At 59.6% G+C, this 21,466-nt stretch carries 25 protein-coding genes and 1 tRNA gene; 15 read left to right on the top strand and 11 right to left on the bottom strand.

All coding sequences use genetic code 11. The features are described from left to right. Positions 1-13 precede the first annotated feature (13 nt). Positions 14-1,117 carry a COX15/CtaA family protein gene (locus tag RGR602_RS07085; RefSeq protein ID WP_039844534.1) on the bottom strand — a complete coding sequence of 368 codons (1,104 nt, stop codon included), beginning with the start codon at positions 1,115-1,117 and terminating at the stop codon, positions 14-16. A gap of 111 nt (positions 1,118-1,228) precedes the next feature. On the opposite strand from RGR602_RS07085, the gene RGR602_RS07080 reads away from it, so the two are divergent. Both RGR602_RS07080 and RGR602_RS07075 read left to right on the top strand, forming a co-directional pair. Further along, positions 1,229-1,438, top strand: coding sequence for a DUF2842 domain-containing protein (locus RGR602_RS07080; protein ID WP_022714780.1), 210 nt, complete (start codon positions 1,229-1,231; stop codon positions 1,436-1,438). A gap of 123 nt (positions 1,439-1,561) precedes the next feature. Beyond that, complete coding sequence (locus RGR602_RS07075; protein WP_039844533.1) at positions 1,562-2,785, top strand: GNAT family N-acetyltransferase; 1,224 nt, start codon at positions 1,562-1,564, stop codon at positions 2,783-2,785. On the opposite strand, the gene RGR602_RS07070 is transcribed toward RGR602_RS07075, so the two are convergent. After that, positions 2,786-4,924 (bottom strand): GumC family protein, encoded by a 2,139-nt coding sequence (locus RGR602_RS07070; RefSeq protein WP_039844532.1) that lies wholly within the window; start codon positions 4,922-4,924, stop codon positions 2,786-2,788. A 193-nt stretch (positions 4,925-5,117) separates the two neighbouring features. Between RGR602_RS07070 and RGR602_RS07065 the strand changes: the two genes are divergently transcribed. The 6 genes from RGR602_RS07065 to RGR602_RS36950 all read left to right on the top strand — a co-directional run bounded on the left by RGR602_RS07065 (position 5,118) and on the right by RGR602_RS36950 (position 10,276). After that, positions 5,118-5,693 carry a polysaccharide biosynthesis/export family protein gene (locus RGR602_RS07065; protein WP_022714777.1) on the top strand — a complete coding sequence of 192 codons (576 nt, stop codon included), beginning with the start codon at positions 5,118-5,120 and terminating at the stop codon, positions 5,691-5,693. Between the two features lie 6 nt (positions 5,694-5,699). After that, the gene (locus RGR602_RS07060; RefSeq protein WP_039844531.1) at positions 5,700-6,881 is read left to right on the top strand and encodes a glycosyltransferase; all 1,182 of its coding nucleotides are present in this window, start codon (positions 5,700-5,702) and stop codon (positions 6,879-6,881) included. Between the two features lie 46 nt (positions 6,882-6,927). Continuing rightward, a complete protein-coding gene (locus RGR602_RS07055; RefSeq protein WP_039844530.1) occupies positions 6,928-8,478 on the top strand; it encodes an undecaprenyl-phosphate glucose phosphotransferase in 1,551 nt (516 codons plus the stop codon). Next, on the top strand, positions 8,475-9,719 hold the full coding sequence (locus tag RGR602_RS07050; protein ID WP_039844529.1) for an O-antigen ligase family protein: 1,245 nt from the start codon (positions 8,475-8,477) through the stop codon (positions 9,717-9,719). The genes RGR602_RS07055 and RGR602_RS07050 overlap by 4 nt, the downstream gene beginning before the upstream one ends. A 39-nt stretch (positions 9,720-9,758) precedes the next feature. Continuing rightward, complete coding sequence (locus tag RGR602_RS07045) at positions 9,759-10,052, top strand: helix-turn-helix domain-containing protein (RefSeq protein WP_039844528.1); 294 nt, start codon at positions 9,759-9,761, stop codon at positions 10,050-10,052. A 74-nt stretch (positions 10,053-10,126) separates the two neighbouring features. Next, the gene (locus RGR602_RS36950) at positions 10,127-10,276 is read left to right on the top strand and encodes a hypothetical protein (RefSeq protein WP_039844527.1); all 150 of its coding nucleotides are present in this window, start codon (positions 10,127-10,129) and stop codon (positions 10,274-10,276) included. Positions 10,277-10,279: 3 nt separating this feature from the next. On the opposite strand, the gene RGR602_RS07035 is transcribed toward RGR602_RS36950, so the two are convergent. Next, positions 10,280-10,492: a hypothetical protein gene (locus RGR602_RS07035; RefSeq protein ID WP_039844526.1), complete on the bottom strand. Its 213-nt coding sequence runs from the start codon at positions 10,490-10,492 to the stop codon at positions 10,280-10,282. Between the two features lie 318 nt (positions 10,493-10,810). Here RGR602_RS07035 and RGR602_RS38140 point away from each other — a divergent pair, with 318 nt between their 5' ends. Beyond that, positions 10,811-11,074 (top strand): hypothetical protein, encoded by a 264-nt coding sequence (locus RGR602_RS38140; RefSeq protein WP_082046502.1) that lies wholly within the window; start codon positions 10,811-10,813, stop codon positions 11,072-11,074. Positions 11,075-11,133: 59 nt separating this feature from the next. Here the strand turns inward: RGR602_RS38140 and RGR602_RS36945 are convergent, their stop codons facing one another. Beyond that, complete coding sequence (locus tag RGR602_RS36945) at positions 11,134-11,442, bottom strand: hypothetical protein (protein ID WP_133940235.1); 309 nt, start codon at positions 11,440-11,442, stop codon at positions 11,134-11,136. Between the two features lie 564 nt (positions 11,443-12,006). Continuing rightward, a tRNA-Pro gene (locus RGR602_RS07025) sits at positions 12,007-12,080 on the bottom strand. 393 nt (positions 12,081-12,473) lie between these two features. Between RGR602_RS07025 and RGR602_RS07020 the strand changes: the two genes are divergently transcribed. Further along, positions 12,474-13,409, top strand: a complete 936-nt coding sequence (locus RGR602_RS07020; protein WP_039844524.1) for a LysR family transcriptional regulator — start codon at positions 12,474-12,476, stop codon at positions 13,407-13,409. Positions 13,410-13,576: 167 nt separating this feature from the next. Here the strand turns inward: RGR602_RS07020 and RGR602_RS07015 are convergent, their stop codons facing one another. Both RGR602_RS07015 and RGR602_RS07010 read right to left on the bottom strand, forming a co-directional pair. Continuing rightward, positions 13,577-14,542 (bottom strand): MBL fold metallo-hydrolase, encoded by a 966-nt coding sequence (locus RGR602_RS07015; RefSeq protein WP_039844523.1) that lies wholly within the window; start codon positions 14,540-14,542, stop codon positions 13,577-13,579. A gap of 391 nt (positions 14,543-14,933) precedes the next feature. Beyond that, the gene (locus RGR602_RS07010) at positions 14,934-15,968 is read right to left on the bottom strand and encodes an IS110 family RNA-guided transposase (protein WP_039844522.1); all 1,035 of its coding nucleotides are present in this window, start codon (positions 15,966-15,968) and stop codon (positions 14,934-14,936) included. A 350-nt stretch (positions 15,969-16,318) separates the two neighbouring features. On the opposite strand from RGR602_RS07010, the gene RGR602_RS07005 reads away from it, so the two are divergent. The 4 genes from RGR602_RS07005 to RGR602_RS06990 all read left to right on the top strand — a co-directional run bounded on the left by RGR602_RS07005 (position 16,319) and on the right by RGR602_RS06990 (position 17,494). Next, on the top strand, positions 16,319-16,690 hold the full coding sequence (locus RGR602_RS07005) for a hypothetical protein (protein WP_039844521.1): 372 nt from the start codon (positions 16,319-16,321) through the stop codon (positions 16,688-16,690). Positions 16,691-16,697: 7 nt separating this feature from the next. Then, on the top strand, positions 16,698-16,925 hold the full coding sequence (locus RGR602_RS07000) for a hypothetical protein (protein WP_039844520.1): 228 nt from the start codon (positions 16,698-16,700) through the stop codon (positions 16,923-16,925). Further along, positions 16,888-17,052 (top strand): hypothetical protein, encoded by a 165-nt coding sequence (locus RGR602_RS36940; protein WP_203226207.1) that lies wholly within the window; start codon positions 16,888-16,890, stop codon positions 17,050-17,052. Before RGR602_RS07000 ends, RGR602_RS36940 begins: the two co-directional genes overlap by 38 nt. Positions 17,053-17,143: 91 nt before the next feature. Further along, the gene (locus tag RGR602_RS06990; protein WP_052451499.1) at positions 17,144-17,494 is read left to right on the top strand and encodes a hypothetical protein; all 351 of its coding nucleotides are present in this window, start codon (positions 17,144-17,146) and stop codon (positions 17,492-17,494) included. 261 nt (positions 17,495-17,755) lie between these two features. Here RGR602_RS06990 and RGR602_RS06985 read toward each other — a convergent pair whose 3' ends face one another. Beyond that, on the bottom strand, positions 17,756-18,370 hold the full coding sequence (locus RGR602_RS06985) for an HAD family hydrolase (protein ID WP_210263627.1): 615 nt from the start codon (positions 18,368-18,370) through the stop codon (positions 17,756-17,758). A 299-nt stretch (positions 18,371-18,669) separates the two neighbouring features. On the opposite strand from RGR602_RS06985, the gene RGR602_RS06980 reads away from it, so the two are divergent. Then, on the top strand, positions 18,670-18,984 hold the full coding sequence (locus tag RGR602_RS06980) for a DUF1236 domain-containing protein (protein WP_039844518.1): 315 nt from the start codon (positions 18,670-18,672) through the stop codon (positions 18,982-18,984). Positions 18,985-19,321: 337 nt separating this feature from the next. Here the strand turns inward: RGR602_RS06980 and RGR602_RS06975 are convergent, their stop codons facing one another. From RGR602_RS06975 to RGR602_RS06965, 3 genes are all read right to left on the bottom strand, one after another. After that, the gene (locus RGR602_RS06975; RefSeq protein WP_039844517.1) at positions 19,322-19,858 is read right to left on the bottom strand and encodes a MerR family transcriptional regulator; all 537 of its coding nucleotides are present in this window, start codon (positions 19,856-19,858) and stop codon (positions 19,322-19,324) included. Positions 19,859-20,039: 181 nt separating this feature from the next. Next, positions 20,040-20,378, bottom strand: a complete 339-nt coding sequence (locus RGR602_RS06970) for an integration host factor subunit alpha (RefSeq protein ID WP_022714764.1) — start codon at positions 20,376-20,378, stop codon at positions 20,040-20,042. Between the two features lie 111 nt (positions 20,379-20,489). Continuing rightward, positions 20,490-21,461 carry a beta-ketoacyl-ACP synthase III gene (locus RGR602_RS06965; RefSeq protein ID WP_039844516.1) on the bottom strand — a complete coding sequence of 324 codons (972 nt, stop codon included), beginning with the start codon at positions 21,459-21,461 and terminating at the stop codon, positions 20,490-20,492. Between the last annotated feature and the right edge of the window lie 5 nt (positions 21,462-21,466).

The following is a 21,466-nucleotide window of genomic DNA, read 5'->3' as shown; positions in this document are numbered from 1 at the left end:
GGCAACCTCCTCCTCAGTCCCTTTCCGCAATCATCGTGTCGTGCGCAAACTCACCGTAGAAGCCGCGCCAATTGGCGACGGCAAAGCCCAAGACGATCAGGGCGCCTGCCTGATGTAAAAGGCCCCAATGAAGCGGGACCTGCAGAAGGAGCGTGGCGATGCCGACTGCGGCCTGCAGCGTGACGAGCGCGAAGAGCACGACAGCGCGGCGGGCGTGGGTGGTTTGGGGCGCTGCGCGGAGCGCAACCATCATATTGATGAAAGCGAGCGCGAAGAGCACGTAGGCGCCGGCGCGATGGATGAATTGAACGGTCTTCGGGTTTTCGAAGAAATTGATCCAGGCGGGCTTTTGGATGAGAAGATCGAAGGGGATGATCGCGCCGTCCATCAGCGGCCAGGTATTGTAGGCGAAGCCGGCATCAAGACCGGCCACCAGCGCGCCGAGATAGATCTGGAAGAGCGCGAAAATGGCAATTATCGCCGCCCACGCCCGCGAGCCTTCAGTAGGCGCGGCGTCGTTCGAATGCGGGGAAAGGCCGCGCATGATCCACATGCAGGCGGCGAAAATCAGACAGGCCATGACGAGGTGCGCCGCGAGGCGATGCTGGCTGACATCGGTCCGCACCGAAAGGCCAGACGAGACCATCCACCAGCCGATGAAACCCTGCAGGCTTCCGAGCCCCAGGATGCCGGCGAGCGGCCAGCGCAGCCGCCGTTCGACCATGCCCGTCAGCCAGAAAAAGGCAAGCGGCAAAGCGAAGATAACGCCGATCCCGCGGGCGATCAGCCGGTGCGCCCATTCCCACCAGAAGATGGTCTTGAAATCTTCCACAGTCATGTCGCTGTTTAGCTGCTGGAATTCGGGAATGCGCTGGTAGAGCTTGAATTCTTCCTCCCATTCAGCGGCAGTGAGCGGCGGAATGACGCCGTGGATCGGCTTCCATTCCGTGATCGAAAGGCCGGAATTGGTAAGACGCGTCGCGCCGCCGACGAGCACGAGACAGACGAGCGCGAGGAGCACGATACCCAGCCACATGCGCAGTGCGCGGCGGTTCCGGTCCAACCTGCGGACCTCGCTCAAGATCGCCTGTTGCGTGGTCAAGTTCGCGACGGCCATGATTGTTCCTTCTTTCCGGCAGTTGATTTGCCCCAACGGCTCATGCAAAACAAGCCCCGAACTGTTGCGGCATGCCGTCGCGCGGGTCCACCTACTCCGGAAAGAGATTTCATGCCCGTCCGCTTGCGCAAATTCATCGGCACGATCCTCATCGTCGTTCTCGTGCTTCTTTATGCGCTTTTGGCGAACACGATTGCCGTCGCGACACTTGGGGAATCGTCGTGGTGGGTCCACCTCCTCTATTTCTCGGTGACGGGCCTTGTCTGGGTCCTGCCGGCGATGCTGATCATCAAATGGATGGCCGGTCCGCGGCAGAAGTGAACGCCGTTAACGCCGGAATAACCCTGATCCGCGGAAAAGACGCTCTGCCCTCTTGCATTTAAGCCAAATGAAGGCACTCGCCCTTTATGCTTCCGGCCAAGCCATCTTGACCGGAGAAGACCCGTGCAGACGCAAAAGCTCGATGCCCATCAACGACCGCTCGACGAAGCGGCGAAAGCCGAGGCAGGCATTGCGAGCCCTCGCTCGCTGAGCGCGGAACTCGATGTCACTGTCTTCGACACGATGGCGCCGCTGGAAAAGGATTGGCGCGCTTTGGAGCTCGACAATTTGACGTCTCTCCATCAGGGCTATGACTGGTGCCATAGCTGGGTCGGCGCCTATCGGCGGCCGCTCGCCATTTTGCGGGGGGTCTGCGGGCCAGAAACGGTCTTTATCCTGCCGGTCGAAATCGAGCGCTCCCGTGGCGTGCGGATCGCGAAATTCATCGGCGCCAATCACAGCAACATCAATACTGGACTTTTCACGGAGCATTTTCTGCGCCGCGCCGTTGACCTCGATGCGCACTGCTTCGCCGAGAGCCTTCGTCACGCCCTTCGCGGCAAGGCCGATCTGCTGCTCTTGCAGAACATCCCGCTGGAGTGGCGCGGCCAGAAGAGCCCGCTCGGTCTGTTGCCATTGGTGCAGAACCAGAACCACGCCTATCAGCTGCCGCTGCTTGAAAATTTCGAGGCGACGCTCAGGCAATTGAACTCCAAGAGCCGCCGGAAGAAGTTCCGGGTGCAATCGAAACGCCTCGAAGCCATCGGCGGCTTCGACTATGTCGCTGGCGGGACGGCCGGCGAGCAGCACGCCTTTCTTGACCAGTTCTTCGCTCAGAAGGCCGAGCGCTTCAAGGCACTCGGGCTGCCCGACGTCTTTGCCGACGCCGAAACGCGGACCTTTCTCCATGGCCTGATCGATATCCGCGGCGGCGACGATTTCGGGCTCGAGATGCATGCGATCCGCCTCAAGGGCGAAAACGAAGGGCATATCGCTGCGCTGTCCGGTATCTCGCGCAAGGGCGATCACGTGATCTGCCAGTTCAGTTCGATCAACGAAAGCGTTGCGGCGGATGCAAGCCCGGGCGAATTCCTCTTTTGGCAGATGATTTCCAAATTGCACGGGAAGGGCGTCACCCTCTTCGATTTCGGCCTCGGCGATCAGGTCTACAAACGTTCTTGGGCACCGATCGAAACGGATCATCACGATGTAGTGCTGCCGCTGTCCTTCGTGGGAAGGATCGCCGGGCTTGCGCACCGGGCCATCACGCGGAGCAAGGCCCACATCAAGGCTCGGCCCGGCCTCTATAAATTCGCGCAGCGCGCTCGTTCAAAGATCGGCGTCTGATCAGGCCGCCCGGCGCGGGAGGTCCTCCGCAATTGTCTCGTCGCCGGACATCAGCACGACGCGCTGATAGCCCGCCTTTTCGAATTCCGTCATCGCGAAGACGAACTCCTCTTCGATCACGTCCGGCATCGAAAGGATGATCTCGACATCCTTGCTGCGCGTCAGGCGGGAGACGCCGGCAACATCGGCTGCGCCGCACTCGACAATCACGAGATCATAGGCTGAGGACAATGCGTCGAGCAGCAGCGAAAGCCGGTCTGCGCCGCGCATCGCCTGACGGATGTCGCTGATGCCCTGCGGGATCAGATGAGCATCTGAGTCACGGTCGCCATGAATCGTTTCGCCGAAAGCGGCAGCGCCGCAGAGCAGGTCGGTGACGCCCGGCGCATTCGGGTCGTCGCCCATCAACTCGGTCGGATAGCCGGAGCCGGTCATGTCGACCAGGACCACGCGCTGACCGACGTCGGCAAGTGCGCGGGCCAGCGAAACAGTCGCCGCGGAACCGTCGTCGCCAGTCGGCGATATCGCGACAGCGAGCGTTGCCCGGCTGCTCGTGAGATAATGGGCGACAGAGCTGATCGAGAATTCGCTTTCTTCTTCCAAAGATTGAGGCGCCTCGTGCGCAGGCTCTTCTTCCAGCGGTGCCGAAAGCATGCTGGGCTTGACGTCACGCTTGGCTTTCGGCGCGGCGGCGGCCTGCGTTTTTTCTTCGATCGGCGCAGCCGGCTGGACGCTGCCGTCGACGGGACGCAGTGCCCGGCCGCTGAAAAGTTCCGCGAGCATGATGACGATCGAACTCATGATCAACGTCGCGACGGCAGCGACGACAACGATCGGCACGACCTTCGGGAAGTACGGATCGACAGGCTCGATGGCGCGCGAGACGATGCGCGCATCCGCCGGACTCGAATTGCTGTCGGCGCGCGAAGCGGCTTCCCGATAGCGCGCGAGGTAGGTTTCGAGGAGTTGGCGCTGGGCGTTCGCCTCGCGCTGCAGGGCATTGAGGCCCACCTCGTCTTCGCCCGCCTGGGCGCTGTTTGCCCGCAAGGTGCCGGACTGGCGCTCGAGTTCGGCAGCACGAAGGCCGGCGACCTTCGCTTCGCCCTCTACGCTGGCCAGGATCTTTTGCGTTTCCTGGCGGATCTGCGTCTTGATGTCTGCAAGCTGCGCTCGCAGGCTCTTCAACTTCGGATGGTTGTTGAGCAGCGACGTGCTGAGATCGGAAATCTGCGACTGGAGGCCCGACTCAGTGGCCTTGAGCCGCTGCATGGACTGCGAGGACATGATGTCCGGCAACGTATCCGACGCCTCACCGGAGGCGAGCGCGTTGCGGACGGACTGGGCGCGCGCCTCGGCATTCGCCTTTTCGCCGCGTACGCGGGTCAGCTCAACAGAGATATCGTTCAGCTGCTGCTGCGGAAAGTTCCCGCCTCCGTTCGTCGGCAGAAGACCGTGCTTGGCGCGGTATTCGGCAACCTTCTGCTCGGCGTCGTTTACCTTCTGGCGAAGGTTCTCGATTTCCGGCTCGAGCCAACGGGTGGCCTCCGAGTTCGTATCGAGTTTGGCGCCGCTCTGCGTCGCGAGATAGACATTCGCCATGGCATTCGGAATGCGCGCGGCAATCTTCGGATCCCTCGACGTGAAGGTGATGCCGATGACGCGCGAACCGGGAACCTGGTAGACCTGAAGGCGCTCGATGAACGCATCGATCACGCGCTCTTCAGGCGGATTATCAAGCGGGTTCTTCTTGATATGCAGTGCCACAAGGATGTCGCTCAGCGCAGAGCCGTTGACGGCATCGTCGAATTCAGGCAGCTCATAGAGCTTCTCGCTGTTGATGACCTGCTTGATGATATCGGCGGACTGCAGAAGCTGAACTTGGCTCGCAATGTTCAACTCGTCGAGCAGCGGTCCGGCATTGCCGTCGTTCGATTGGGTGTTGGCGAAAGCCGGTGCACGCTGCTCGATCAGCAGACGCGTTTCGGCACTGTATTTCGGCGAGATCATCTTGGCGCCGGCAAAGGCGACCCCTGCCCCGATCAGCGTGACGGCGACAACCTTCAGCCGGCGGGCCCAGACGGCTCGAACGAGCTGGCCAAGGTCGATGTCCACATCCTGATTACCCGTTACGCCGGACATACTCGTACTCCGAGAACAAAACATGGTGCGAAGCGTAAACGACTATAGTAACCCGACGGTTAATGTTGCCCCGCATCAGCAAATCGAAGCGTGGCCGGGCAAAATGCAAAAATGCGGCGCATTTTTACCAGCCATTAACCCTAACGGATCGATAACGGCAGTACCGAGTTCGTTTCCTGTGAGCAAAACGCGGATGCTTTTCGTCCAGCCCAAGACGCTTCTGGCTCTGAGCCTTGTCGCCATGACGGCGGCATTGAGCGGTTGCAACACCTATAAGCCCGCGCCGAGAGCTTTCAATCAGGCAACGATCCAGCCCTATACGCTCGACAGCGGCGACCGCCTGCGCATCACCGTTTTCGATCAGCCGAGCATGACGAATACCTATATGGTCGATCAGGCAGGCTACATCGCCTTCCCGCTCGTCGGACAGGTGCCGGCGCGCGGACGCACGCTGCAGCAGCTTTCCGGTCAGATCGCCCAGAAGTTGCAGCAGGGCTATCTGCGCGATCCCGATGTGACGATCGATGTCGACCGCTACCGTTCCATCTTCATCATGGGAGAAGTCGGTCAGCCCGGCCAGTATTCCTATGTGCCGGGCATGACGGTGCAGAACGCGATCGCCGTTGCCGGCGGCTTCACCTCCCGCGCCAATCAGGGCACGGTCGACGTCACCCGCAAGATCAACGGCCAGGTGCTGACCGGACGCGTCAACATTTCGTCCTCAATCATCGCCGGCGACACGATCTATGTCCGCGAACGGCTGTTCTGATCGCTGATGGCACAACAGCGCCCCCTCCGTATACTCCATTGTTTCAGATCGCCCGTCGGCGGGATATTCCGCCATGTCCGCGATCTGGTGGAGGAACACAGCACGGCCGGGCATGAGATCGGCATCCTCTGCGACAGCTCCACCGGCGGCGAGCACGAGGACCGGCTCTTCGACGATATCCGTCCCTTTCTCTCACTCGGGCTGACGCGCATACCGATCCGGCGTTCCGTGGCGCTTTCCGATATCGGCGTGATATGGGAGACATACAAGAAAATCAAAAGTTTGCGGCCGGACGTGCTGCACGGACACGGCGCCAAGGGCGGCGTGCTCGCGCGCCTTGTCGGCTCAGCCTTGCGGGTGAACAGGTATCGCGTAGCCCGCCTCTATACCGCCCACGGCGGAAGCCTGCACTATTCCCGCTCGTCGCTCACCGGACAGTTCGTCCTGCGGATGGAGCGGTTGCAGGAATATTTCACTGATGCCCTCGTCTTCATCTGCGAATACGAGCGCGACACCTATGCACAGAAAGTGGGCCGGCCGAGACCCCTGACGCGGCTGATCTACAACGGGATCGGGGAGCGGGATTTCCAGATTATTCCCACACGATCCGATGCCGTACATTTCATCTATGTCGGCATGCTCCGGGACCTTAAGGGTCCCGATCTGTTTGTGGATGCATTTGCCAAGACCGAGCGGCTGATTGGTCGCCCTCTTTCGGCGCTGATGATCGGCGACGGGCCGGACCGGGAGAAATACCGCGACATGATGGTCGAGCGCGGCCTCGGCAAGCGTATCGGCATGCTGCCGCCGATGCGTGTGCAGGAAGCATTCGCGATGGCGCAGAACCTGGTGGTGCCGTCCCGCGCCGAAGCCATGCCCTACATCATCCTCGAAGGGCTCGGCGCCGGAAAGACGGTCATCGCCAGCCGCGTCGGCGGCATTCCGGAAGTGCTCGGCAGGAGCAGCCCTGCCCTCGTCGCGCCCGACAACGCGGATGACCTAGCCCGCGTCATGGCCGACGCGCTGACGACACCCGGCTGGCATAATGCCGTGATGCCTTCGATCGATTCGGTGAAGTCCGTTTTTTCCTCTTCCGTAATGGCAAGAGATGTCCTGAAACTGTACCACACGCTCGCGGAGGGCTCTTCAGCCTCCGAAACCTATGAGGCATCCGTAAACCTTTCTTAGGGCCTTTCTGCTAATGCCGTTTGAAACAACGAGCGGCTGAAGCCTTATGAACAAAGCAGAAAAGAGCGATCAGTTCGACGTGGAAGCCCTGCGCAAGCGGGTTTCCGCTGCCAACGCAGACGGTGGCGGGAAGGAAACCCCCGGAGAGATCAACGCCTATGCCCGGCAGATTGCCGAACAGTTCCGCGAGGGAACGCGTTCCCCGTCGATGGTCATCGGCCAGCTGCGCCTCTTCGAATTCGTCTCTCAATTCGCAATCGGGCTGCTCGCCTTCCTGATCTGGCCTGGAGACGGCAGCGAAAGCCTTGGCGCGCGGGCGGGCATAGCAGCTGCCGCGGCAGCGTTGGGCGTCATGGCGCTGCAGCTTTCGGATACCTATTCCATTCCGGCTCTGCGGGCGCGCATTCGTCTGCTTCCGCGCATCTTCGGCGCCTGGGCGGCTGCCTTTGCCGTGACGGAAGCGATCTTTTCGCTCTTCCGCGATCTAGCATGGGCAGAGATAAACCTGCATGTTGCTTGGTTCTCGCTTGCCTCAGTCTTCCTGCTCGGCTCACGCTTCCTGGTCGCCTACGGCATCCGCAACTGGGCGCGCAACGGCGTCATGGAGCGCCGCGCCGTGATCGTCGGCGGCGGCGAACCTGCCAAGGATCTGATCCGCGTTCTCGAGCAGCAGGCAGACAACGATATCCGCATATGCGGCATATTCGACGACCGGGGCGAGAAGCGCTCGCCGGTCATGGTCGCAGGCTATCCGAAGCTCGGCACCGTTGCCGAACTGGTCGAATTCGTACGGCTGACCCGGATCGACATGCTGATTATCGCGCTGCCGCTGAGCGCCGAGGCGCGCATCCTGCAGCTTCTCAAAAAACTTTGGATCCTGCCGGTCGATATCCGCCTTGCGGCACATGCCAACCGCCTGCGGTTCCGACCGCGTGCCTATTCGCATATCGGCTCCGTGCCGATGCTCGACATTTTCAAGAAGCCGATCCGTGATTGGGACTCGGTCGCCAAACGAGGCTTCGACATCTTCTTCGCATCGCTTGCGCTTGTTTTGCTCTGGCCGGTGATGATCCTGACGGCCATTGCAATCAAGCTGACGTCCAAGGGTCCAGTCTTCTTCATGCAGAAGCGGCACGGCTTCAACAATGAGGTCATCAACGTCTTCAAGTTCCGCTCGATGTACACCAACATGAGTGATCACAACGCCAAGGTCGTAGTGACCAAGGGCGATCCGCGCGTGACGTCGGTCGGCCGCTTCATCCGCAAATCCTCGATCGATGAATTGCCGCAACTATTCAATGTGCTGAAAGGCGATCTCTCGCTCGTCGGCCCCAGGCCGCATGCAGTCCTGGCGCAGACCAAAGATCGCGCCTGGGGCGACATCGTTGAAGGCTATTTCGCCCGTCACCGCGTGAAGCCCGGCGTGACCGGCTGGGCGCAGATCAACGGCTGGCGCGGCGAGATCGACAATGACGACAAGATCAAGTTCCGCACCGCCTACGACCTCTACTATATCGAGAACTGGTCGCTCTGGTTCGATCTCAAGATATTGTTCCTGACGCCGGTGCGGTTACTCAACACGGAAAACGCCTATTGAGCCCGATCGAGGCGGCATATTCCCACGTCGCCCAACCGCAGCGCGCCGCACTGCGCTTCATCGGCTCGGCGATGGTTGCCTTCGGCGTCTTCCTCGCTGGCTTCGTCATCAATGAGCCTGCGCCTTACGAACTGTGGATGGCGGGGCTCGTCGGCATCTGGTTTATCCTCGGCCTTCGAATCTCGCGCTTCACCGCGATGCTTCTGACCCTGCTCCTGACCTTCAATGTCGGCGGCATGCTTTCACTGACGCAAATGAAGGACATGACCGGCGGGCCGATGTATGTCGCGGTCTCGACCTTCCTTGCCCTGACCTCTGTCTTCTATGCGGCCATCATTGAAGACAGCGCCAAGCGGCTGCCGCTGATCTTCAATGCCTGGGTCTTTGCAGCCGTCATCACCTCGTTGCTCGGTATACTTGGATATTTCCATGCCTTTCCCGGCGCCGAGGTCTTCACGCTCTACGACCGCGCGAAGGGCGCATTCCAGGATCCGAACGTCTTCGGACCGTTCCTGGTCGTACCGTCCCTCTATCTCATCCACGGCATATTGACGCGCGACCTGAAGACCTCGCCGTTGCGCGCCGCCGCGCTGCTGATCGTTGCGCTCGGCGTATTCCTGTCCTTTTCGCGCGCCGCCTGGGGCCTCTTCCTGCTCGGTGTGGTGCTGCTCATCTTCCTGATGCTCCTGAAGGAGCGAAGCGGCGCTTTCCGGCTGCGCATCCTCATCCTCTCGCTTCTGGCGATCGTTTTGATGGTCGCAGCCCTTCTGATTGCGCTTCAATTCCCGCAGGTCAGCGATTTGTTCAGCACCCGCGCACAGCTCGTCCAGGAATATGACGGCGAATATCTCGGCCGCTTCGACCGCCACCGCATCGGCTTTCAGATGATGATGGAAAGGCCGCTCGGTCTCGGCCCGATGGTGTTCGGCACCATCTTTCCGGAAGACGAGCACAATATCTGGCTGAAGACGCTGACGACCTATGGCTGGCTCGGCTTCGTCTCCTACGTGTCGCTACTCGTGTGGACGCTTTACCTCGGCCTCAAGAACCTCCTCAGGGATCGGCCCTGGCAGCCTTATCTGATGATCGCCTGGATCTGCATCATCGGCCACGCAGTCATCGGCAACGTGATCGACATCGACCATTGGCGGCATGTCTATCTTCTCCTCGGCATTGTCTGGGGGTGCGCCGCACTCGAACATCGCTACCGGCAGAGTTTCCCCGGCCATAGCGCGGTCTAAGTACTTGAGAACGGCGGCATTCGCGCTAAACTTCCAAGCATGATCACAGGAATGCAGATACGCGGCGCGCGCGCCATGACCGGGATGAGCATCGATGAGCTTGCCGCTGCGTCCGGCCTGACGCCGGAAGCTATAGAGGCGCTCGAAGACGGCGACGGAATGGGCGAGCCCGGCGCATTCCTTGCCGCCAAGCACGCGCTGGAGGCAGCCGGCGTGATCTTTATCGCCAGCGGCAATCAGGACGAAGGCGGCCCCGGCGTGCGTCTGCGGGCGCGCACGTCAAGCGACGACGGCATCCGGCCCGAAAACCTCAACGCCACCAACGACGACTGAGTGTGGCCCGCGCAAGGAACCAAAGGGATCCTTACGCGTTTTTCTTTCGATATCAAAACGTTGGGGAAAACATCTTGAACCGCAACAATGGTCTGTATTTCGTCATCGGCGCCTTGGTCGTCGTCATTGTCGGCCTTGGCGCCTATATTTTTAATGAGGAACGCAAGCCCGATGGCATCGAACTTCGCATCGGCCAGAACGGCATTTCCGTCGAGGAAAAGTGAGGACTAGAGATAGGCCTTCGCAAGGGCGGCGAGTTTCGTGCTGTCCTTGGCGCCCTGGCGATAGAGCTGGATGATCAGCGCGCCGAGGTGCTCGGCTTCGGGGGTGTTGCGGCTTAGTCCCCTCGCCTTGCAGACGACATCCAACACGCCGGAAATCACATCTAGGTCTTCCGAAAAGAGCGGCAGATCACGGGGATGAAAAGGTGTATCGAGCATCGAGCCGCACTTCCCATGAGGGCGAAAGCACAACTAGCATCATTCGCCGGCCGCCCATCCATGGCCGACGATATAGATAATATGCGCGCCGATTTCCGGCTTGGCAACTGGAACAAATGTCTCGTGGTCGCAGGCTGGATTCCGGCGCGCCTGCGCTTGTGCCGGCGCCCTGACTGGCGATCTGCCTGCTTTTTTTGCATGCCAGTCGAGCTTACGCTTTCCCGCATAAAACAGAGCACCATTTACTTGGTGCGCCAGAGGCGCGCGACACGGAAACGTTGCGCCGTTACGCGGCAAAACATTTGAAGGCCAATAGTAATGGGAATTCGACTGACGATTTTGATAGCTGCTCTGGTGTTATCCGGCTGCACCAGCGGCTCCGAAGGAATTGAGCCGATACGCGGAAGCATCACATATGGAGGCCAGCCACCGGTGCGGCTTAGCAAATCGCCACCCGGCTCTGTTCTGCCCCATCAATTTATCGACCCGACCGGCCGATGGGTGGAGGAAACCTACATCATTCAACCGGACAGAAGCCTCAAGCTCGTAAGACGGCGTGATGTAGTCGACAGCGCCGATTGAGTGGACACAAGCAAAGGAAAGGCCGGTGCGACACCGGCCTTTCCTAGGAAGCACATCGGTTACTTGTTACCACATAATTCTGCCATGTCGGTCTGGTCGTCGCCGCGACCAGGAGAGGTCCGCGCCTTGTCGTACGCAGAGCAATTGCCTTCCATGGAGCCTCCCCGAGTCATGGTCGTGCTGCCGGTTACATTGGGATCAACCCCAGCAGGCGCATTGCTATTGTTGCCGAAAGGATAGTCTTCCCCTTCCTGCACCGATGGGGGCGAACGCGTTGAGCTGGCCGAAGCGCCTTGGCTCTGGGCATAGGAAGCCGATGTTGCCATGCCGAGGGCCAGAATGGATGCTGCTAAAAGTTTTGTTGGCATAACGTCCTCCAGTGTTGCGTGGGTGACGGCAGGCTAACCCTAAGGGGACGGGCTTGTTCCGGAAACACCGGCGCTGCATGATAACAGCTCATCACGCTTTCGCGAGCGGCCGGTTTCTTCCAGCGCTGCCATGACGAGCTCTCGGTCAAGTTTTTCCTGAGATGTGAATGTGATAAATGGTCGGGGCGACTGGACTAGATGTATGCTCCGGCAAGGGAATTTGGCAATCGGGTCTACCGAAGCGCGACCAAGATCTGCGCCTTTCAACCGTGTAACGCCCGCGACGATGGGCATCCGCTGCCGGGCTCGCCTTTATATGGGCGAAGACATTTTTGAGGCGGACTTGTTCAACAAGCACTGGATTTGCCTGGCGTCGACTGCGACGTTCCAAAACAGGTGACGCCAAAAATGGAACTCTGTAAATTATTGAATCTATTATCGTTTAACTCTGTTCAGAGCCCGAAGTAACTGTTCCAGATAGAAATAGCGGCCAGTCGGACGTTGCCCCACCAGCCGCCTTTTCGTATACCCAACGATAACTCGTTGAATGAACGAGTAAAAATCTCGGAATGGCCGGATTTGAACCGACGACCCCTTGACCCCCAGTCAAGTGCGCTACCAGACTGCGCTACATTCCGTTACGCCGAAACGGCTTGATCCTGTTAGTCTTTTGGGTTTTTAGGCGCAAGGGAAAAATCGACGAGTGAGAATAAAAATGGAACGGAACGTACGAAAAAGCGCGAGTTAGAGCAGAAAGTCCCACCAGAGTCCCCGGGCGTTCACTTAGCGTTCGGCAGCCCTTACCCCCACAAGGTTAACGGACGATAAGCCCACGCAAGCTAACACGCCTAGACGAGGATGAACGCGACGAGGTTTTAGTAAGCTTAGGAGAAGCAATGGCGCGCAAGGAGATCAACCGGGAATCCCTTTTTGGCAGCGATCGATGCGAGAAATAGAGGAATTGAATTGGCTTGATTATCCGGCGAGATCGGTCTTCATTGTCCCGAATTCAGGATAAATGGGGGTGGTCCATGCTGCGTGACTTCAGCGACACGGCGGCGTTCGTAAAGGTCGTGCAGGAGGGCAGCTTCACCGGTGCCGCACGGGCGCTGCGAACGCCGAAGACGCGGATCAGCCGCAAAGTTCAGGAATTGGAGGCGCGGTTAGGGGCCCAGCTTCTCCACAGGACAACGCGCAGCCTGAAGCTCACCGAAGCCGGCACGATCTACTTCCAGCGTTGCGAGGGCTTGGTCAAAGATATCGAAGATGCCGAAAACGCTGTGGCCGAGCTGCAGCAACATCCCAAGGGCTGGCTCAGGATCACATCTCCACATTGGTTGTCGACCCGCATTTTAGCGCCGGTGCTCAGCGAATTCAGAAGGTTCTACCCGGATGTCTATCCACAGTTGCTTCTGGCCCATGAGGTGCTGGATGTCGTTGCCAAGGATATTGATATCGCCCTGCGTCTGTGGGAGGGACCCATGCCCGATTCCTCGCTCACTGCCCGCCGACTTGGCGATCTGCCAATGGGCATATATGCGGCTCCCGCTTATCTTGAAAGGCACGGAAGCCCTTCGAATCCGGCAGAGCTCGCAGATCACGCTTGCCTGTTGACACAGTTCTATTTCGACAAGCCGGTCCACGCCTGGCCTCTGACGCGCGAGGGGCGGTGCAACGAGTTTCCGGTACGGCCCGTTGCGGTGGCCAGCGATCCCGAAGGGTTGCACGGCTTTCTGCTGGCCGGCGAAGGCCTGCAAATGACCAGTCATCTCCGTGTCAGGGCGGACGTCGCGGCAGGACGCCTCGTCCACGTGCTGCCCGAATGGTCCGGACCGGCCCCCACGCTTTACGCGATGAGAGCAGGCGGACGTATCCAGCCGCCAAAGGTCAGGGCGTTTCTCGACTTTCTGGTGCCGAGGCTGAAGCTTGCTGAGATCCGCGACGAGAATGCTGCTGCTTCGCACTGAACGGCTCTGCGGCAGGGCGTGGTGAGGAGGCTTCTTGTTCCGGGTGGTCGCAAGCAGTTCGCTGGTCGCACGGGGCCTATTGAAGCCGGGACTGATCGCGACCGGTGCCGCCCGGACATGAAACCGGCGCAACGGGCTCCGCTCCGTTGCGCCGCGATGGGTCGTTTTCAAGAGGCATAATTGACGGGAACCCATTCGTAATTCGTCGCATCGCGGCGAACATGGCCGATGCCCGGAAAGGCAATGTGAGCGCCGGCCACCAGGTATTTGCCGTCGGTCGCATCCGCGAAGGCCGCCTCCCTGGCACGAATCGCCTCGGCCTGATCCGTATCGAACTGGATCGCCACGTCCGGCTCGTCGAACTGAAGCACGTTTCCATGGGTAATGTCGCCCCAGAAAACGATCTTTGCGCCTGCGCTTTCCACGACTATCGAGCTGTGCCCCGGCGTGTGCCCGGCCCGCAGGATCGAGCCGATGCCCGGCAGGATTCCGGCATTATCGGCGAAGGTGCGAACCCTGCCGGCTTCGGCATAGGGCCCCAGACTCTCATGCGCCTCGACGAAATAGCTTAGCGGCACGTTGGCCGATCGGCTTTCCCCAGGCGTTTCCATCCAGAAATCATGTTCACGCTTGTTGACGTGAACGGTCGCGTTGGCGAACACCGGCTTGCCCTTGATCGTCAGCCCGCCGGAATGGTCGGTATGGATATGCGTCAGGATGATGTCGTCAATCTGGTCCGCTTTGTAGCCGGCCGCCTCGAGATTGGCGACGAGCTCGCCGAGCGCACCATCGAGATAGGCGCCTGTGCCGGCGTCGATCAGCACCAGCCTGTCCCCCGTGTTGACGAGGAAGGCGTTGACCGACGTATCTGTGGGCGTGCCCATGAACGCCGCAGCCAGCGCTCTGCGCGCATCTTCGGCGTCGGTGTTTGTGTAAAGCTCCGGAAGCGGCAACGGAATAGTACCATCCGAAAGCGCCGTCAGTTCGAAGTTCCCAAGCTTCATTCTGTAAAAGCCGGGAGCCTGGAAAGGCTGAAAGGGTGCCTTCGCGAGGGCCGGGGTGAAGCCGCCCGAAACGGTTCCCGCTGCAAAAAGCGCCGCTGCGCTCTTGATGAGGCCTCTACGGGTGAGCATGGCAGTTCTCCGTGTTTGACGTTTCGTCCACCGTTTCCATGTTGATGGCTAACTGGTGTGAGCAGAAATCTAATCGGGTTCGGATAATCGCAGTAGGCGATGAAAACGGACCGCATTGTCTCGAAATTAGATACAATGCGCAGGCGTCTATGCATGAGGGGAGACGGGTTTGCAGTCCCGGGTGCGATTAGCACACCGCTGCACCGGCAGTTGTTCAAGGCCGAACCTTGCCAGGAAAGGTAAACGTCCGCGTCGCGAGCCATGCACGGACATACCGGCGGTATCGGCGAGCGGCAGCTACGGGCCGAAGGCTGTCCTTGGGCCGACTGGCGTAGGTGCGTTATAAGTCTCCTGCTCTTACCAAAGACGTTCACGACGCTTGCGCCGTGTTTCACCTTTCGGCGGTGACCGGGATTGCTCGATAGGGTTCGTTGCGGCTCATCATCGCCCAGGCAATCCGCGCTATCTTGTTGGCGAGTGCTACCGCCGCGACCTTTGCCGAACGGCGCTCCATCAGTGAGACCAGCCAAGGATGGCGGGCGTAGCCCAATAGCTTCGCTCTCTTGATCACCGCCAACGCGCCGACCACCAATAGCTGCCTCAGATATCGATTCCCGGCCTTGCTGATCCCACCGAGTTTCTCCTTGCCTCCACTAGAGTTTTGTTTCGGGACTAAGCCAATCCAGGCACTCAGATCACGACCGGAACGAAAGACGCTGGGATCGGGAATACTGGCAGCCAGTGCTGTTGCCACCAATGGACCAACACCTGGAATTCCTTCGAGCTTACGACTGAGTTCGTGAGCGCGGTGCCACCTCATGATTTGCCGATCCATTTCCAGTATACGCTGCTTCAAGAGGTCGACTTGGTCCGCTAAAGCGGCAAGACATAAACATGCCTCCGCCGGTATCTCAGGTTTCTCGCCCTTCCGAATGAGATGGAGAAGCTCAAGCAGTCCATTACGACCGATCCCCGCAACAATGCCGAACTCGGCGAGATGGGCGCGAACAGCATTGATGGTCATAGTCCGCTGGCGAATGAACAGCATGCGGGTCCGATGAAGCATCAGGATCGATTGTTGATCGGCTGTCTTGATCGGCACAAACCGCATGTTCGGCCGTGTCACCGCCTCGCATATTGCCTCTGCATCCGCCGCATCGTTCTTGTTGCGTTTGACGTAAGGCTTCACATAGCGCGGCGGCATCAGCCGGACCTCGTGCCCGAGATTTGCCAGCTCTCGACCCCAATGATGCGCGGTTGCGCAGGCTTCTATGCCCACGAGGCAGGGTTTGAGGCTCGCGAAGAACTGAAGAACAAAGCGGCGCTTCAACTGTCGGCGGATGACGACCGTGCCGGTCGCGGAAATGGCGTGCACCTGGAACACCGACTTAGCAATGTCGAGTCCAATCGTGGTAATCTCTTCCATGGATGGCTCCTCCCATGCGGTTCCTGAACAACACCGCAAATATGGCACATCGCGATGCCGGCGGAGGAGCCGTCCACAGCATCAAAAGCGGTCGTCGCGGCGAATACAATCTAATAGCCTAGCTGTGGGCTAGCAAGGCGCAGCTCTTCCTTCTGCAACGCAACAGTGCAGAATCTTGGCATGAGCCAGCCGATTCAGAACACCGCCGAGGCCCACCATTACATCCCAAAATTCTACAGGAAGCGATGGACGACAAACGGCCTGCTCACGATATACGAGCTGACGGAAAATGGTCTGCATATCCGGGAGGGTTCGCCTAAACGACGGGCTATCTCAGTAAGCTTTACTCCATGAAGAGCGTGCCACCTGAGGAGGCAGCAGACATCGAGAAGGAGTTCTTTGCGCCAGCCGACACTCTTGCCGAGAAGGCAATGCATGCCCTCGGCAGCGGTCGCACGATATACAAGGACAACTTCCGCGAGGCGTGGGCTCAGTATATCGTCGGCTTGCTTATCAGGTGTCCGGAAGACTTAGAGCTTATGCGGGAGAACTGGCTTAACTACGTGATTGATGTGCCCGCGCATTGGGAGCTTGCCTATGCGGAGACGAGAAAGCCGGGCGAGCCAGCGGCGCTGGCCGACAAAATCAAGCTGATGACATCCGTCAGCTCGAAGCGCAGCTTGGACTGCGTTCGTTGGCTCGTGCGCGCAGCCGCGGCGTGATCTTCGGATGAGCGCGCAGATGCAGATCCTCGGTCCCGATGCAAAGCCGCTTGCTCCACAAGTGAGGGCGGCTGTGCGCCTGCAGATGGCAAAGAACCGGGCCATGTCTTCGGCGGCCTATGTCGGCGCCTCCTACGATCATCCGAACTTCGCCAAGTGGAAGCCGGGCACCTGGTCCGGGCAGACCGCGCTCAGGCGTGCGCGCCATCTTCCGGAAGTGGCGGGACGTCGATGAAGGCGAAGAGCAGGGGCAGGCCGTCGAAGGCACAACACACCTGCTTTCCGTCGCGCATTCAAAGGTGCCCGATCTCGTCAGCCAGCGCGACAGCGTGACGATCTTCGAACTCGACGCCCTGCAGTAGCGGATCGAGCCCGGCAGCACCTTTCAAATCAAGAACCACGCCGACGATGCGCGCTCGATGCTCCGCATCTATCTCTCGGGAGACATCTGACATGAGCAAGACCGATCAGATCGAAGAAGCGAAGGTCGTCCGCGAGGATCCTGTTGCCAAGCTCTATCGCGACCTTCGCACCGCGGGTGACGGGCCGGACAAGACGGTCGCTCGCAAGCTGGTCGCCGGCATGACGCAGCGTCCATGGGAGCAACTTCCGCCTGGCCTGAAATCGGCCATACGCGCCGATATCGGCCGCTTCGTCGACGACAATAAGACGATAGAAGACGTGGTCGCAGCCGGCTATGCGCACGCTCTGGGCGACGATCTGCGGAACGCATTGGAGATGACAGCAAGTCCCACCAAAAGTCCCACGAGAGATTCAAGTAGCACTTCTAAGGTATTGAAATAAGGCGAAAATTTGGACTAGAGGACCATTTCCCCCAGTCAAGTGCGCTACCAGACTGCGCTACATTCCGTCACATGCCTCATTCGCTAGGCCTCAACAATTTCGCTGATCCCTATATCGAACCAGCGCCCTTGATCCAGTCAAGTGCGCTACCTGGTTGCGCTACGCCTCGACCTGCCGAAACAGCTTGTTTCGTTTAGTTTTTTCGTGTCGCCCAATGCAAGCGGAAAAAGCCGTACTCCGCGCAAAAAGCCGATGTGCCACTTATGCTCCGACGATTCCGATTCCGATGCCTCCGATTGTCGTCACGGTCCATGCCTCGTAGTCCGAAATCGAGAAGTGCGGTGTTTCGAAGGGCGTGGCATGTGTCGTGGTAATGACGGTGACATCGGCTCCTGCTCCTTCTCCCGCAAGTATGCCCGCAACCGCGTCTTCGAAGACCAAGCAGCGTTTCGGATCGACACCCAGGCGGCTGGCGCCGAGCAGGTAGCATTCCGGGCTAGGCTTGCCTGCCTGGACTTCCTCGCCGGTGACGATGACCTTCGGCATCGGGATGCCGGCGGCGGCCATGCGTCGCTTGGCGAGTTCAAATGGGGCGGAGGTGACGATCGCCCATCTGTTGGCGGGAATGCCGTTCAGAAAGCGGACTGCGCCGGGGATCTGCACGATGCCGTCGACGTCTTCCATTTCCTCGATCAGGAGTTTTTTCGCTTCAAGCATCGGATCCACACCGGGAAGTGCCAGTTGACGGATGGTGTCGCTGGCACGGACGCCGTGTATCGTCTTCAGGAACACTTCCGGCTCGAGGCCGTGATCCTTTGCCCAATCGCCCCAGATACGCTCAACGACCGCTATGGAGTTAAGCAGCGTGCCGTCCATGTCGAAGAGGAATGCATCGTAGGCTTTGCCGGGTACATTGAGTGAGGACACAGGGGAATTCCTTGTGAAAACGGGCTTTGTAAGCAGAAAGGCGGACGGAGATCAGGATTGTCTCTCTGTTTTCTGTCGATTCTCTGTGCACGAGTCCTTTCGTGCGATCCTCTCTAAACAGATGCCGGCGGCTTTGCCAAGGTCGGTGCCTCGTCAGCGAAGCAGCAGGCGGCTGCGACCTTTTCCGGAACAACGGACCCGTGGGGGCGTTTTTTGATCAAGGCTGGGTAGGAAAAGGAGTTTGCACTATGCGCAAGACCATGCTGGCTACGGCCGCCGTAACGCTGACGGTCTGCTCTACCGCCTTCGCGCAGAGTACGGTAATCGTCGACCCTGCACCCACCGGCTCCATCGTCTTGCCGGGGGAAGTTCGCACCTATGTGATGGAGCAGCAGGTACCTTCCGTCGTCTATGAGGGCGATGTCGTCGTCGGAACGACGCTTCCGGAGACGGTTGAAATCCACGAGGTCCCGGATATGGACGGTTATGCTTATACCGTCGTCAACAATCGCAGAGTGATCGTCGAACCTCAGACGCACCGCGTCATTCAAATCCTTGAGTGATCAGATTAGGCGCGAAGCTCAAAAGCTTCGCGCCCATGTCCTCCGAGAGCAAGACACAGGCATCTCATCCTCAGGAAGCCTTGGTCCAGAGCCGGCGATGATCAGCCTTCCCGGCGCATGACGGGTGCAGCTACCGCCAGCCGCATGCGAGCACCACCGCTGCGAGCGCCGGATTCGCCTACCCTCCCGTCGGAAAAGACGCTGCTTCCGGCGAAATTTTCCATGGGAGACGGCAATCGGCGTCGACGATACCGCCTGGAATTGGCCGACCTTCGTCACCCCGTCTGTCACCGTCCAGTGCCCGGTCACGGGCCGCATTCCTAAGGCACAAGGATTTTTAGCGCACTTGATCGAGAAGGCGCTTGCATTCCAGAAGATCGTAGAGCGCCTCCTGCAGAAGCGCCCTGTCCTCCTTGCTGACGCTCGACTTGCCGATCGAGACTTCAGACTGATCGTCGTCGCCGGCGACGAAATTGAAGAAGCGGCGGGTAATCGGCGGCTTTGCGCGGCCGACCAGCTGATCCTCCTCCGCAATGCCGACGCGCGGTTCACCCGGAGCGCTGTCCCTGCCACCCGCGGCAAGCGCCTCGACGCTGGCGAGATCGCCTTGCGCGACAGCGACGACGAACTTGTTGCCGTTGGTCTTCAGGAGCTTCTGAACGCCCTTGATCGTATAGCCATGGTCGTAAAGGAGATGGCGGATGCCCTTCAGCAGATCCACGTCTTCCGGCCGGTAATAGCGGCGCCCGCCGCCCCTCTTCATTGGCTTTATCTGCGGAAAGCGCGTTTCCCAAAAACGCAGAACGTGTTGCGGCAGATCGAGGTCGTCAGCGACTTCGCTGATTGTTCGGAAGGCATCGGGGCTCTTGTCCAAGGTCGTACTCCCTACGCGATCACCGGTGGCGGTCCAAACCGCGACTCATCATATTTCAACGGTTTGCGGCGTTGAATTCAAGTCATGTCTTCGCGTACCCACAAGCCCGAAAGCGCGGTTGGAGAAAAATGATCAGGAGGCAGCAATCAGGGACAGATATTCAACTTATCCCATTGCACCCTTACATGGCCGGATTTGCGGGCTTCTGCTTGACCTTGCGCAGGGTGTGCGCCTTGAGAATACGGGTCTTCAGGACGTTCGAAGCCTTGAAGGTCATCACCCGGCGGGGCGAGATCGGCACTTCTTCGCCCGTCTTGGGGTTGCGGCCGATGCGCTCATTCTTATCGCGGACCTGGAAGGTGGCGAAGGAGGAAAGCTTGACGGTTTCGCCGCGGACGATGGCGTTGCAGATTTCGTCGAGCACGGTCTCGACGAGTTCGGCGGATTCGGTCCTGGAGAGACCGACCTTCCGGAAAACCGATTCCGCCAGGTCTGCTCGCGTCACTGTCTTTCCGGTCATGGTCTCCCCGCCAATTCTACAAAATATTTTTTAAAAGCGAGCAAAGACTATTTGTCTTGCGCCTTACGGTCAAGCTCTTGTTCGTCGCCAGTTTTTTGCGATTCTTCGCCGTCACCAGCGCAGCAGCAAAGCACCCCAGGTGAAGCCGCCGCCCATCGCCTCCAGCATCACCAGATCGCCTTTCTTGATGCGTCCATCGCCTGCTGCAGTGGCAAGTGCGAGCGGGATCGAGGCGGCTGAGGTGTTGCCGTGCAGGTCGACAGTGATGACGACCTTCTCGGGGGCGATATGCAGCTTCTTGGCGGAGCCGTCGATGATGCGGCGGTTCGCCTGGTGCGGCACAAGCCAGTCGAGATCTTCGGCGGTCGTACCCGTCGAATCGAAGGCGGCCTGGATTACGTCGGTGATCATGCCAACGGCATATTTGAAGACCTCGCGGCCTTCCATGCGCAGCTTGCCGACGGTGCCGGTGGTGGACGGGCCGCCATCGACGAAGAGTTTCTCCTTGTGCGAGCCATCGGAGCGAAGATGCGCCGTCAGGATGCCGCGATCGGCTGTCGTACCCTCACCTTCGGCAGCCTCGATCACGATCGCGCCGGCGCCGTCGCCGAAAAGCACGCAGGTGGTGCGGTCGTTCCAATCGAGGATGCGCGAGAAGGTTTCCGCACCGATCACGAGGGCACGCCTGGCGAGGCCGCCACGGATATAGGCGTCGGCCGTCGTCACGGCATAGACGAAGCCGGTGCAGACCGCCTGAACGTCGAAGGCGAAGCCGTGGTGCATGCCGAGACGGTTCTGGATATTGACCGCCGTCGCCGGGAAAGTGTTGTCCGGCGTCGAGGTGGCGCAGATGATGAGATCGATGTCGGCAGGCGTCAGCCCTGCCTTGTCGAGCGCCGCACGCGCAGCCCGCTCGCCGAGCGAAGACGTGGTCTCGTCATCGCTTGCGATATGTCGCTGGCGGATGCCGGTGCGTTGGACAATCCACTCGTCAGACGTATCGACGACATCTTCCAACTCGCGATTGGTCATTACGCGTTTCGGAAGTGCGGCTCCGAACCCGCGAACCACTGAACGGATCATTCTGG

The organism is Rhizobium gallicum bv. gallicum R602sp, assembly GCF_000816845.1.
Classification (GTDB): domain Bacteria; phylum Pseudomonadota; class Alphaproteobacteria; order Rhizobiales; family Rhizobiaceae; genus Rhizobium; species Rhizobium gallicum.
This window is presented reverse-complemented; position numbering and strand designations above follow the sequence as displayed.